The sequence below is a fragment of the Sulfurimonas autotrophica DSM 16294 genome, assembly GCF_000147355.1.
GTDB lineage: Bacteria > Campylobacterota > Campylobacteria > Campylobacterales > Sulfurimonadaceae > Sulfurimonas > Sulfurimonas autotrophica.
Genome location: NC_014506.1, coordinates 1,439,886 through 1,453,340, shown reverse-complemented (window position 1 = coordinate 1,453,340; position 13,455 = coordinate 1,439,886). Strand labels below are relative to the sequence as shown.

The window sequence follows — 13,455 nt, the reverse complement described above, 5'->3', positions numbered from 1 at the left end:
GGCTGAACCAATACAAAGATGCTATAATTCCATAAATTAACCACAAAGAGTTGTTATGGAATTATGTGTTGCCCTTGATTTATCCACGAAAGAAGAAAATCTCGCTTTAATAAAAAAAATAAAAAACTACAATGTTTGGCTAAAAGTTGGACTTCGTACTTACATTCGTGACGGTGAAGAATTCTTACAAGCCATAAAACAAATCAATCCTGATTTTAAAATATTTTTAGATCTCAAACTGTACGATATACCAAATACGATGGCAGATGCTGCTGAGTCTATCATGGGGTTGGGTGTTGATATGTTCAATGTTCATGCAAGCGCAGGCAAGCGGGCTATGAGCACCGTAATGCAAAGACTAGAGAAGTATGAAAATCGTCCTATTGTCTTGGCGGTAACAGCATTGACATCATTTTCTGAAGATGAGTTTCATGCCGTATATGAAAGTGATATTGCCTCAAAAGCAAATCAGTTTGCTAAAGATGCAATGGATAGCGGTCTTGACGGTGTTGTCTGCTCGGCATATGAGAGCAAGGCTATCAAAGAGTTTACATGTAAAGAGTTTATGACACTCACGCCGGGTATTCGTCCTTTTGGTGAAGATGCCGGAGATCAAAAAAGAGTTGCTGATGTTACTTATGCCAAAGAAGCACTTGTTGATTTTATAGTAGTCGGACGTCCTATTTATCAGGCTGAGAATCCTTCAGCGGTTGTTAAAAAAATATTAGAGTTGATTTAAGCTAATTATTATTAAATTATTACTATAATCACGTTCTTCAAAAGGACGAGTGGGTGAGTGGCTGAAACCACATCCCTGCTAAGGATGCGTATGGGTAACTGTACCGAGAGTTCGAATCTCTCCTCGTCCACCACTTCAATTTATCTTTATAAAACATACTTATGTTATAATCTCATTATTATAAAACATTCAAAAAGAGTTACATGCAATCATCAGATGTCAGTAAAATATTAAACAATAAAGATAAACTTTTAACCCAGATTTACTTTGATTTACAGAGATTTTTCGAGCAGAAGTATGGTAAAGATACTGTTGTTTTTATGGAAATCGGCACTTTTTTTGAAGTGTATGAAGTCAACAATGATGACGAGCAGATTGGGAAGGCTAAAGAAATAGCCGAGCTCTTAAATATACAGCTTACTAAAAAAAATAAAAAAATTATAGAAAACTCTGAAAAAAATCCTCTGCTGGCAGGTGTTCCCGCCGTCTCTTTTGAACGTTACTTAAACCGTTTAATACAAGAACAAAAATATACGGTCATAGTCGTTAAACAAAAGGGCAATCCTCCAAAAATCAGTCGCTATATTTCACAAATTGTCTCACCCGGTACGAATTTTGAACATATTGTCGACAATGATGATAACTACATTGTTTCTATTTTGATTGATAAAATTCGTGGCATTTACACGGTTGGATATTCTGCCATAGATGTAACAACAGGCAAGACATGGTTGTATGAGACACACGGAACGAGTGAAGACCCTGCCTATGCACTTGATGAGGTTTTTAACCTTTTAAATGTTTACAGAACGAGTGAAATTGTTGTGACCTTTTTAGACGGTATTGAGGACCAGCGTCATGTGATGCAGTATTTGGAGATTCCTGAACATTATCACTACTCGGTAAATAACAAACGGGCAAAAATAGAGTTTCAAAATGAGCTTTTCAAAGAGGTTTATCAGATTCAGTCACTCCTCTCACCCATAGAACATTTGGACTTAGAACGTTCTCCTATGATTACGGAGGCTTTGGCAATTCTTATCAATTTTGTCATAGAACATGATTACCATATAGTCCAAAAAATGGCTATGCCTCGCCTTATAGACAACCGCCGTTTTATGTACCTGGGCAACAATGCATTGGAGCAGATGGGCATAATTTCCAAAGACAGAAAAGAGTTTACACTTTTAAAAATGATAGACAAAAGTGCAACAGCTATAGGAAAAAGACTTTTAAAAGAACGCCTGCTTAACCCGATAATGGAAGTTGACGAGCTCGAACGCCGATACAACTTAATAGAACGTGTCTCTTCACATGTAAGATACCTTGATGAAATGATGCGGGGCGTGTATGACCTTGAGAGGCTCTCGCGTCGTTTGAGTCTTGGCAGACTGCATCCATTTGAGATGAATCACATGTATGATTCTATGGTAAGTGTGAAAGAGCTGATGCTCTATGTCAAAAAATATAAAATTCAAAAAACACCTTTTCATGAAAGTGAGGTCGAAGAGTTCTTACGTGACATAACAAAAACTATAGATTTGGATATATCACGGCGTTTTACAAATGCAACTGTGGATGAAAACTTTTTAATGAGCGGCGTGGATGAAGCCATAGATACTCTGGTAAAAGAAAATGCAGTTATGATGGTCGCTTTCGAAGACATCATCACCAAAATCGAAGAGCTGCTTGCAAGCGCAAATGCAGGCAGTTCGACAAAGCTTGTGACTTTGGGGCTTTTGGAAAAAGAAGGCTATTATATCTCTTTGAGTAAAAACCGTTTTTCATTAATTGAAAGCGAATTTAAAAAGAGTGAAGAGTTTGCAGATTTCACTGTCAAAAAACTGACAAATAATGTCAAGATAACATCAGCCTTTACAGACAAGCTTTCTGACAATATTATGAAAAACCGTCGTAAAATTGTTGTACTGGTAAAAGAACGATATATCGGGCTCCAAGCACTTTTTGAGAGACGTTATTCACTGCTTTTTGACAGAGTTATTAACTATGTAGCTGATTTGGATGTTGGTGTCAGTTCATCAAAAGTAGCACAGGATTATAAGCACTCAAGACCTATGATAGTCGAAGCAAAAGAGGATGAAAACTTCATGCAAATCATGCAGCTTCGTCATCCTTTGATAGAAGTACAAGAGCGAGGCGGCTTGTACGTTCCTAATGACATTGTGATGGGAAATCGTGATTATATGGACCTGCCTCATCCTAAAACTGTTATGCTTGATGTACGTGTGCATGACGGACATGACATAAACGGCGTGCTTTTATACGGCATAAATTCAAGCGGAAAATCATCTTTGATGAAGAGTATAGGTATTGCCGTTCTCATGGCGCAATCGGGCTTTTTCGTGAGTGCTTCTGTTATGAAATTCAGTATATATGATTCACTTTTTACACGTATAGTTTCAAAAGACAATTTGGCAAAAGGGCTGTCGACCTTTGCGGTGGAGATGCTTGAACTCAAAAATATATTTAACCGTTCAACTGTAAAGTCTCTTGTGCTCGGTGATGAAATAAGTCACGGTACAGAAACGCTCTCAGGCGTGGCAATTGTAGCTGCAGCCATACAAAAGCTTGCAAAGACAAGATGTCTATTTTTGTTTGCGACACACCTGCACCAGCTCTCGACAATGAATGAGATTACATCACTGGATAATGTTGTGGATCTGCATTTGAGCGTTGAATATGATGAAGAGAGTGATAAGCTGATATTTAACCGTGTACTTCAAGCCGGAAGCGGCAGCAGTATATACGGACTGGAGTTTGCCAAATCGCTGCATATGGACAGTGAGTTTTTAGAGAGTGCGAATGCCATCAGAAAACGGCTTGCCAATGATTATGATGAGCTTGAACTATTAGTAAAGAAGAAAAAATCCAAGTACAACAAAGAGCTTTATGTTACTAAATGTATTATCTGCGGTGCCGTGGCGGAAGATGTGCATCATATATCGCAAAAATCACTGGCTGACAATGCCGGCTTTATAGGGCATTTTCACAAAGACAACAAACATAATCTTGTGCCGTTATGTAAAGAACATCATCACCAAATACATGAGGGTAAGTTACATGTAAACGGGTTTATTATGACGAGTAAAGGGCTTGAACTGCAGTTTGAAGAGCAGATGCGTAAACCTGAAGTCAAAAAAGTTGTTGCACCTGAAATAAATGAGCCTAAAACAAAAGAAGAGGAAGGGTTTATTTTAGATGACTGGTAATAAAAACCATATGAAAATGTAAAATAATTTTTTCAAACTAGTATAATATAAAATAATGTATACTGACATATATTAAAGAGGAACTTACTATGAAAACCGACGTCAAAATATATGCTTTTGTCAAAGAAAATGCAAAGATACTTAAAGTGGTTGAACATAATTATGACTGCACATTGATTAAAGATTATGATGCACTGAAGAAAAAAATAGACAATATCAGTTATCTGGATTCACATCTGCTGCTTATCGATTTGGAATATGTCATGAGTAAAAAAGGGATAATTAACAAAGATATCAGAAAAGATTTGATGCGTTCATGGCTCTCAGTGGTAGGTTATAGTGAAAAACAGCCTTTATTAAATTTAAAAGAGCGTTTGTACCGTTTGGAGTTTAAGGCACTTCTAGACAATAGTAATGAAAACATGCACACAGAAATTTTAGAGCATGTACGAAATTATACAAATACGCATATTGAGACGCTGCAAAATAATTTTATCAGAGCTTTACTGCATTTTAACGACTTAGATACATCTCGGCGTGAATTAAAGTATCTTATTGATTATGTTGGCGATAATTACAAACTTTCCATACAAGATACCGCAGACATATACTTAGTGACTTCGTCTTTGGTTGTTGCTTTACAAACAGGTACACTTGTTAAAACATCAGAGATTCTCTATACAATATTTAAATCACTCGAAGTGAATAAGCTTTATAAAAATTATGACTCGCCAAAGACATTTAAGGAGCAGATTGTAAGTGTTTTACTGCGAACACTTAATGTGAAAAATGCCGACTCGTATTTGACAACTATGGATATGCGTAATGTTGAAGAAAAACTTCTTAATGAAATTGCAAGTTTTTATGAATCAAAAATTATACTGATAAGTTCTTATTGGGAAATAGATAGATTTTGGGAGCAGATATACACAATGCTCTTTGATAAGTATAAAAATGATGACTTCGGTGTTCTTGAACACTATCTTGAAGTCATTTACCATGCTTTGGTTCAATCATTAAACAGAGTCGGCTATATTCGTGCGCATATCAACTCTCAGCATGAAAAAGCAATAGCTGTTTTTATTACTCTTTTTGGTGCAGACGAGACTGTGACAGATGAGTGCCTTGAAATGATAGAGATAAATACAGATACGATGTCAAAAACAATACAAAAAGATAATGCTTCGTACAGTGAGCTGGTCCTCACTCTGAAATTATCTGAAAAAGCAACTAAACAAGCAGCTACAAAAGTAGCTGCACCTATCAGGAAAAGCGGTATTTTAAAACATACAAATATTGAAACAATGCATTATAAAGAACATCAAAAAATCAGTGCACAGGAATTTTTGCAGGATTTTGAAGTAGATAACTATCTGCTTGATGAGTTAAATGAAAATGAAACAGAAATTAAAGATATACTATTTAATGAAGAAGAATTCAATGATGAGATCTTAGAAGCGGTTTGCACAGTTTTAGATAAATATATAAGTGTACTGCATGAAACTATAGAATTTAACGATTTGGCTATTTCTTTGGAATCACTCTATAAAGTATTTCAGCGTTTATCTGTAAATATGCTTGAAAAAGAAAAAAAAGATAAGTTACGCTTTTACATACAGGGGCTTATAGATGATTTGCAGACGTGGAAAAAATATATTTTTATTGAACCCAACACACCGGATATTCATTATCTTGATGCATCCTTACTGGAAAACTGCGCTTCGATCGAGCACTTTATATTTGCAACTCCCGAAGAAGAAGCTGCTACTGAGGAAAGTGATGATGATTTAGAGTTTTTTTAAGCCAAAGCTTTTTTTACAGCATCACTGATGCGTTTTCCATCAGCTTTGCCGGCTAACTCTTTGCTCGCCATTCCCATAACTTTTCCCATATCTTTCATACTTGAAGCGCCTGTTTTTTCTACGATGGCTTTTACTTCAGTTGTAAGCTCTTCGTCGCTCAGTTGTTTTGGCAGGTATGTTTCATAGTAGGTAATTTCATCAAGTTCTATCTGCATCAAATCATCACGACCGGCCTCTTTGTATTGGCTTGCTGCATCATTTCTGCGTTTTACCTGTGTTTGAATTATTTTAATGACATCTTCATCTGTAAGTTCTTTTCGCTCATCAACTTCTATTTGTTTAAAAGCACTTGTAAGCAGACGAAGTGCATCTCTTTTTTTTGTGTCTTTTGCTTTCATAGCATTTTTTACATCTTGGTTAATTGTTTCTCTTAATGACATTTTTAAAATCCTTGTTTATTATTTTATGGAACTAAAATTGCTGGTATTATAACAAAATTAAGATATGTTATGGGAAACTATTTATGAATAAAATTAAATTAACAACTTTTATACTGCTTTTGAGTGTAGTCGTGTTCAGTGGATGTACGGCAAACCTGACAGATCCTGAGATAAACTTTGAACCGCCTGCATATGTTGAGCAGATGCCTGCAAAAGAAGACCAGCAGGATTTTGCATCAACGGGCAGTATTTTTGGACAGGGGGAAAATCCTCTTTTTTCAGACCATAAAGCGATGCATGTCAGTGACATAGTAACGGTGGTGATTTCTGAAGCTGCTAAAAGTTCTAATACAGGCTCAAAACAACTCTCAGAAAATGACACAAGTGCACTCGGCGGGGGACTTTTTTCCAGCACAGGTGTGAACTCTGCAATGAATTCCAAAGTAGCAGATATCAATGGGTTTAGTAATGTAGGTTTCAACAGTAATTCTAGCAGTGCTTACAAAGGCTCAGGCAGTGCCACAAAAGATGCGAGTTTTACGACTACTATTTCTGCTAGAATCGTTAAAATTTTAAAAAATGGAAATTATTATATTTCAGGAAAAAGAGAAATACTTATAGATGACCAAAAACAGATAGTTCAGTTAAGCGGTGTTATTCGTCCGTATGACATAGACCAGTATAATAAAATAAACTCTTCACAAATAAGTGATGCAAAAATATTATATAAAACAGAGGGAGATATGGACCGTGCAACACAACAAGGATGGGGAACTAAAATTGTTCAATCAATTTGGCCTTTTTAGCCTCTTTATAACGCTTACATGTAACTGTCTTTATGCACAGAGTTTTGCAGACTTTAAACGTGTGCAGGTTGAGTCTTTTAGTAAATTTAGAGACAAAAAAGACAGTGAATTTAATAAATATCTACAAGCTCAGTGGAAAGAGTACAATGCGTATATTTCACCGCCGATGTACCAAAAGCCAAAGCCAAAAGTTGTGCCGGCACTGAGCCAAAAAACACCTCAAAATGTAGGTCCAAACTTAGTCATCAATATTAAACCTTCAGTTGTAAAAGCTTTGACTTCTCCTGTGAAAAAACTAAAAGGCTATGATGCTACATTTACTTTTTTTGGGATATTTTTAGGCTTTGATTTTGATAAAGGGATGAAAAATGCAAAATTCTACCCAAGAAGGCAAAAGGGCATTATAAATTTTTTTAGTGTTATGGCAGCTAGTGATTATGACAACTTGCTCTATAATATTAAGGTTACATGTAAACATATGAATCTTAACGACTGGGGTATTTATCTTTTAGTTGATAAACTCTCACACACTCTTTTTAGTACACCTGATGATGCAAAATTGTTTAGCTGGTTTATATTTAACAAGCTTGGCTACAGAGTAAAAGTGGCGTTAGGTGCGGATAAGCATGTAGTTCTGCTCCATGAAATAAAAGGCAAGATGTATTCCACTCCAAATTATACATTTGATGGGAAAAAGTTTTATGTCATATCTGAATATAACAAAAGCAATATAGGGGATATTTATACATATTCACAAGACTATCCCGATGCAACAAAAGCTCTTGATTTTGAGTTGAAGACTCTGCCTATTTTAGAAAAAAATCTTCAAACTAAAACTGTTTCTTTTAGAGAATATGGCAAAGTATACAGTGCTTCTTATCGATATAATCAAAATTTGATTGATTTTATGAACAGTTACCCTCAAGTTGATTATAAAGTTTTTTTCAATGCACCTTTGGAATACGAAACATATAAAGATATCGCCGGTGATATAAAACAGTATACTGACAATAAAAAAGCAAGTGAAGCTTTGAATTTTGTACTTAGGTTTGTGCAAAAAGCTTTTAAGTACGAACGTGATAATGCGCAGTTTGGCAGAGAAAAAGTAATGTTTGCACAAGAAACACTCTGTTATGACAAATCAGATTGTGAGGATAGAGCAGTACTATATGCTCGTCTGGTAAAAGATTTATTCGGCATTAGTGTAGTGGGTGTTAAGTATAAAGATCATATGAGTACTGCTTTACATGTACCGATGAGAGGGGATAGTGTAAAGGTGTCAGGACAAAGATATGTTTTGGCAGACCCTACATATGTAAATGCCTCTTTGGGGCAAAGCATACCAAAATATAAATCTATTATTCCCGATAGCTTTGTGTACGTGAAATAAAAAATTTATATTTCACAATAGAGTGAGCAGCTGTTTTTTCCGTGTTTTTTAGAAACATACATGGCTTTATCAGCATCATTAATAATATCTTCTATATTGTTTTTTTCATCTGGAAATATCTTGATGCCAATGCTTGCTCCAATATAGATTTCATTTCCTTCAATGACAAATGCTTGAGAAAGGGCATCTATGATAGATTGACATTTTTTCTCTGCATACTTTTTTGCTGCTTCTTTTGAATTTGCAATATTGACTAAAATTACCGCAAATTCATCACCGCTCATTCTTGCAAGTATATCTTCTTCTCTGAGGAGTGATTTCATTCTTTGCGATACCTGTATAAGCAGTTCATCCCCGATATGATGACCATAGGTGTCATTGACACTTTTAAAATTATCTAAATCTATAAATAAAAAAGCATGAATAAAATTATGTCTGAGTGCTTTAGAGTTTTCTTCGTGTAATCTTTGAAGCAGAAGTTTTCTATTGAAAAGCCCTGTTAAAAAGTCATGGTTTGCTTGATATACTGCTTCTTCTTGGGCACTTCTTAGGTCAGATATATCATAAAATTGCGCAATAAAATTAATAATATCACCATTTTCATTTTTAATAGCGCTAATAGAGAGCCTCTCTGGATATATTTCACCGTTTTTGCGTTTATTGTATATATCACCGCTCCATTTCCCGGATGTAAGAAGCTGTCCCCACATGTTGGCATAAAATTCTCTGCTGTGCTTATCGGATTTTAGTATTTTAGTTGTATGTCCTATAATCTCATCTGCTTCATATCCGGTAATTCTTGTAAAAGATTTATTGACTTCTAAAACTATGCCATTTTTATCTGTTATAACAATAGCTTCATGAGAATCAAAAGTGTAAGAAGCAATCCGGATTCTTTTTAGTAACTTCTCTTCTTTGTTAATTAATGCATTAAGAATATATACTAAGAATAAAAAAGATAAAATAGACAAAATCCATAAAATAACTGTAAATATAAATACCTTTCTTATATCTTTTTGTGTTCGTACGGCATCTTTTAAAATGGTATTTAGAATTTGGCTTGAGACATTATATATTTGTGTGATATATTGAGAAGTTATTTGAAACCATATTTTTGCGTCTTCTTTGGATGAGAGTTTTTTAAGATAAAATATTTTTCTTAAGTGATTCATTTTTTCAAGCGTCTCTTTGTGAACGATTTGTTTAAATAAATGTCTAGTATTTGTAGAAGCACAAACAGAAAAAATAGTTTTTAATTTTTCTTCTTTTTTTTGCAATAACTGAATATATTTTATATATTTTTCATTTTTGTTTCGGGCTAGTATTTGATTGTAGCTGTAGGCTCTCTCCTGTCCTAAATATTCTTTTAATTTTTGAAGTTCTATTAAGGCTTTTCCGTTATATAATTTTGATTTTAAATTATGCATCAATAAACTTATAGCATTGAGTAAATCTTTGTTTAAACCATTATAATATTTTATTTCATCAGAAAAATTAAGTTTACCGGTGAGAAGCTTTTGTCTTATTATCTTCATTTTCTTAAATTTTTTTATAAATTGCGGGTGTTCATTTGAAAAATTTATTAAATTTTTGTATGAATCATCTGTCAGATTATATTGTTTTTTTAGATTTTTTTTAATGGTCTCATTTTTTGAGACTATATAGCCTGCACTAAGTCCTCTTTCGAGTTGTAAATTATGAATTAATTTACTAAGAATATGAGTGTGTTTTGCAGACGATGCATAAGAAGTACTCTCTTGATATTTGATATAATTGGAATGTACTAAAGAGTATGAAAAGTATATTAATGCAACGGCAGGAAGGGAAAAAATTAGAATAATTTTCATTTGTAAAGATTTTAAGTTCATATTTAGATAATATAAAAATTTTAAGTATATTACTATTTTAATTTATATCTTTAATATTAAATTAAAATTATGTTTCATTATGAAACATAATTTAATAATTAATAGCAACTTTGTAGGTCGGATCGTCCTCTTCATAGGTACAGTGTGGTCCTGCTTTTTTCATAATCTTTTTGCAGTCTTCGCTTAAGTGGCGCAGCAGAAGGTTCTTCCCGGCATCTTCATATTTTTTAACCAAAGAATCAATAGCTTCAACACCGGAAAAATCCAAAACTCTTGCATTTTTGAAGTCTATAACAACTTTTGGCGGATCATTTGGAATGTCGAAATTGTCTGAAAATGTTGTTGCACTTGCAAAAAAGAGCGGACCTTCTAGCTCATACACTTTTGTTCCATCTTCTTCTGTATAGGTTTTAGCCCAGATACGTGCATGTTTCCATGCAAAAACAAGAGCGGAGATAATAACACCTGCTATAACAGCGACAGCCAAATCTTCAACAACCGTTATAATGGTAACAACAACCATCACAAAAACATCTGCTTTAGGCATACGTTTGAGATGAGAAAAACTTGACCATTCAAACGTTCCTATACTCACCATAAACATAATGCCCACAAGTACACCGACAGGAATTGCATTTAAAACATCCGTCATTGATACGACTAAAATTAAAAGACCGAGAGCTGCTGTAAAAGATGAAAGCCGTCCAAGACCGCCTGATGTGTAGTTGATAATACTTTGTCCAATCATAGCACATCCCGCCATTCCTCCAAAAAATCCGGAAGTTATATTGCCACATCCAAGAGCTATACACTCTTGATTGCCGCTTCCTCTTGTACCGCTCATCTCATCTAAAACCGCCAGTGTCAAAAGGGACTCTATAAGCCCTACAAGCGCCATAATAACAGCATAAGGAAGTACCATCATTATTGCATCCATACTAAAAAGCGTGTCAGGAATAATGAGATGGGGGAGCTGACCTTTAAATTGGGTTAAATCTGCCAATGCACCGACTGTGAGAGTATTTATATGTGCGAAGTAAACAATAAGGGTTAAAATCACAATGGCAACAAGCCCCGAGGGAATAGCTTTTGTATATTTTGGTAAAAAGTACATAATGAGCATGGTAATTGCTACAATGATATACATACTCAACCCTTGACCGTCAAAGAACTTGAACTGTGCCATAGCAATAACAATTGCCAAACCATTTACAAAGCCGTACAGGGCAGGCTGCGGTACAAGACGGATAAATTTTCCAAATTTTAACACGCCCACAGCTACTTGAATTAAGCCTGCTATGATAGTCGCGAGTAAAACATAATTGATCATATGAATATATAATTCATCTCCGCTGAGACCCTGGGCAGTAAGTTTTATATTTGCCTCAAGAACAAGTCCAATAATGACAACAGCAACACTTCCGGTTGCACCACTAATCATTCCCGGTTTTCCACCGATAATGGCTGTAATAACGCCTAATATAAAGGCAGTATAGAGCCCTACAATGGGGCTGACACCTGCTATGAAACTAAAAGCTATTGCTTCAGGAACCAGGGCAACGGCAACAACAAGACCTGATAAAATGTCGTTTTTTATATTTGGAGAGGTGTATTTTCTTATGTCAAACAATTGAATATGCCTATTTTTTAAATTTCGGCATTATATCTAAAGTGTAATGAAGAAATACTTGTTTACTCAGTGTCTTGAAACATTTTTCTTACTTTAAAGATTTCTTCGAGATTTTCAAAAAATAAAGCGACTATCTTCGGATCGAAATGTTTACCGCTTTGCTCTTTAAAAAGTGAAAATATATCTTCATCTTCCCAAGCTTTTTTATAGACTCTGTCACTGCCGAGTGCATCAAAAACATCAGCAACGGCAGTGATGCGTGCGTAAATATGGATATCTTCACCGCTGAGTCCATTGGGGTAGCCGCTTCCGTCATATTTTTCATGGTGTCCGCCTGCAACAATGGCGGCGGCTTGGAGAATTTTTTTGTTAGAGTGTTTGAGCATATCATAACCGAGCTGTGCATGCGTTTTCATTATTTCAAACTCTTCGGGTGTGAGTTTTCCCGGTTTATTTAAAATATTGTCGGGAATACCTACTTTTCCTATATCATGCATAGGTGAAGCCTGCTTTAAAAGTTCGGCTTCTTCCCCATCTAGCCCCAGTTTTAATGCAAGAATTTTAGAATATTGTGCAACTCTTTTTACGTGATTTCCTGTCTCTTTACTTCTTGTTTCTGCTATTTCACCCATAGTATAAATTATTTCTCTTTGGGTGTTAATAATCTCTTGATTAAGTTGTGCTATTTTTTTAGCATGGTCATCTATGTAATTTGCCATCTCTTTTATAGCATACGAGATTTCACCAAGCTCATCAGGACGGTTAATGGTCTGAATTTGGCAGTACTTTCCCTTTTTTACTTTTTGTATATCATCTTTAATTATTTTTGTATCGTTTTTAAGTGATTTTTTAAAGGTGAATGCTAAAACAATAGAGGCAAAGACCATAGCAAGTCCCATATAAATTATCTCTTTTGCTATATGGATGTCCAAAACACCTTCATAAGTGTATCTGCTGATAATGAGTAACAGCGTTGCTACAGGTGCTATAGTAAAAATAAGGAAAGTTTCAAGTATTCGTTGGGAAATTTTTTCTTTGAATGTTGTATATGCTTCATTGGCAGCAATTTTTTTATAACTCATCTCGAAAATTACATATTCTATTTGTGCGAGTATTCCGGCACCCAAAATTGCAAAGGAGCCAAAAAGTTTTATATGACTGGTAATCGGAAAATTCGGATACAAAACAAAATGCAGTACAAAAGCACTGATTCCTGCAAGCAGCCAGGCAATAACAGATAAAAAATATGTCTGACGAGGCAGATAGAAATTTTTCCACGGTTTTTTAAAAACGTGGTAAAGCACCTCTCTATAAATAATAAGCAGTATAAGAATAAAACCTAGATTTCTATACACTTGAGAAGGTCTGAGACCATCTATAAAAGGGCAGATAGTTGTTGAGTAAGTTTCTAAAAAGAGGAGAGACAACAAAGACAGAGCATAAATAACTGCTCTTACTTTTGTTGTAAGTATATCTGTGACATTAATAGTCATAAAAAAGTCCTAAAATAATTTTAAATAAAAAATTATTATATCTTAAAACTTGGTAAC

General features: G+C 34.8%; 8 protein-coding genes, 1 tRNA gene and 2 pseudogenes. 6 read left to right on the top strand and 5 right to left on the bottom strand.

Going from position 1 to position 13,455, the window contains the following annotated elements:
- Nucleotides 1-55 precede the first annotated feature (55 nt).
- The 4 genes from pyrF to SAUT_RS07420 all read left to right on the top strand — a co-directional run bounded on the left by pyrF (nt 56) and on the right by SAUT_RS07420 (nt 5,771).
- On the top strand, nt 56-739 hold the full coding sequence (gene pyrF, locus SAUT_RS07435) for an orotidine-5'-phosphate decarboxylase (RefSeq protein ID WP_013327270.1): 684 nt from the start codon (nt 56-58) through the stop codon (nt 737-739).
- A 43-nt stretch (nt 740-782) separates the two neighbouring features.
- Nucleotides 783-872, top strand: a tRNA-Ser gene (locus SAUT_RS07430).
- Nucleotides 873-942: 70 nt separating this feature from the next.
- A complete protein-coding gene (locus SAUT_RS07425; RefSeq protein ID WP_013327269.1) occupies nt 943-3,969 on the top strand; it encodes a MutS-related protein in 3,027 nt (1,008 codons plus the stop codon).
- A gap of 89 nt (nt 3,970-4,058) precedes the next feature.
- A complete protein-coding gene (locus SAUT_RS07420) occupies nt 4,059-5,771 on the top strand; it encodes a lipase chaperone (RefSeq protein WP_013327268.1) in 1,713 nt (570 codons plus the stop codon).
- Here the strand turns inward: SAUT_RS07420 and SAUT_RS07415 are convergent.
- Nucleotides 5,768-6,211: a GatB/YqeY domain-containing protein gene (locus tag SAUT_RS07415; protein ID WP_013327267.1), complete on the bottom strand. Its 444-nt coding sequence runs from the start codon at nt 6,209-6,211 to the stop codon at nt 5,768-5,770. The two genes, SAUT_RS07420 and SAUT_RS07415, sit on opposite strands and share 4 nt — an antisense overlap.
- An 83-nt stretch (nt 6,212-6,294) precedes the next feature.
- Here SAUT_RS07415 and flgH point away from each other — a divergent pair, with 83 nt between their 5' ends.
- Both flgH and SAUT_RS07405 read left to right on the top strand, forming a co-directional pair.
- Entirely contained in the window at nt 6,295-7,017 is a 723-nt protein-coding gene (gene flgH / locus SAUT_RS07410; RefSeq protein ID WP_013327266.1) for a flagellar basal body L-ring protein FlgH, read from the top strand.
- Entirely contained in the window at nt 6,992-8,407 is a 1,416-nt protein-coding gene (locus tag SAUT_RS07405; RefSeq protein WP_245534094.1) for a hypothetical protein, read from the top strand. The genes flgH and SAUT_RS07405 overlap by 26 nt, the downstream gene beginning before the upstream one ends.
- 5 nt (nt 8,408-8,412) lie before the next feature.
- Here SAUT_RS07405 and SAUT_RS07400 read toward each other — a convergent pair whose 3' ends face one another.
- The 4 genes and pseudogenes from SAUT_RS07400 to SAUT_RS11620 form a co-directional block, all read right to left on the bottom strand.
- The gene (locus tag SAUT_RS07400) at nt 8,413-10,254 is read right to left on the bottom strand and encodes a diguanylate cyclase domain-containing protein (protein WP_169302255.1); all 1,842 of its coding nucleotides are present in this window, start codon (nt 10,252-10,254) and stop codon (nt 8,413-8,415) included.
- A gap of 112 nt (nt 10,255-10,366) precedes the next feature.
- The gene (locus SAUT_RS07395; RefSeq protein WP_013327263.1) at nt 10,367-11,905 is read right to left on the bottom strand and encodes a SulP family inorganic anion transporter; all 1,539 of its coding nucleotides are present in this window, start codon (nt 11,903-11,905) and stop codon (nt 10,367-10,369) included.
- Nucleotides 11,906-11,967: 62 nt separating this feature from the next.
- Nucleotides 11,968-12,591, bottom strand: a pseudogene (locus tag SAUT_RS11515) (HD-GYP domain-containing protein); the annotation flags it as partial.
- 282 nt (nt 12,592-12,873) lie between these two features.
- A pseudogene (locus SAUT_RS11620) lies at nt 12,874-13,398 on the bottom strand (hypothetical protein); the annotation flags it as partial.
- Nucleotides 13,399-13,455 lie beyond the last annotated feature (57 nt).

What these genes read in the sequence shown, in the direction of transcription:
- pyrF (WP_013327270.1), top strand. Translation starts at nt 56, where the DNA reads ATGGAATTATGTGTTGCCCTTGATTTATCCACGAAAGAAGAAAATCTC.
- SAUT_RS07425 (WP_013327269.1), top strand. Translation starts at nt 943, where the DNA reads ATGCAATCATCAGATGTCAGTAAAATATTAAACAATAAAGATAAACTT.
- SAUT_RS07420 (WP_013327268.1), top strand. Translation starts at nt 4,059, where the DNA reads ATGAAAACCGACGTCAAAATATATGCTTTTGTCAAAGAAAATGCAAAG.
- SAUT_RS07415 (WP_013327267.1), bottom strand. Translation starts at nt 6,211, where the DNA reads ATGTCATTAAGAGAAACAATTAACCAAGATGTAAAAAATGCTATGAAA.
- flgH (WP_013327266.1), top strand. Translation starts at nt 6,295, where the DNA reads ATGAATAAAATTAAATTAACAACTTTTATACTGCTTTTGAGTGTAGTC.
- SAUT_RS07400 (WP_169302255.1), bottom strand. Translation starts at nt 10,254, where the DNA reads ATGAAAATTATTCTAATTTTTTCCCTTCCTGCCGTTGCATTAATATAC.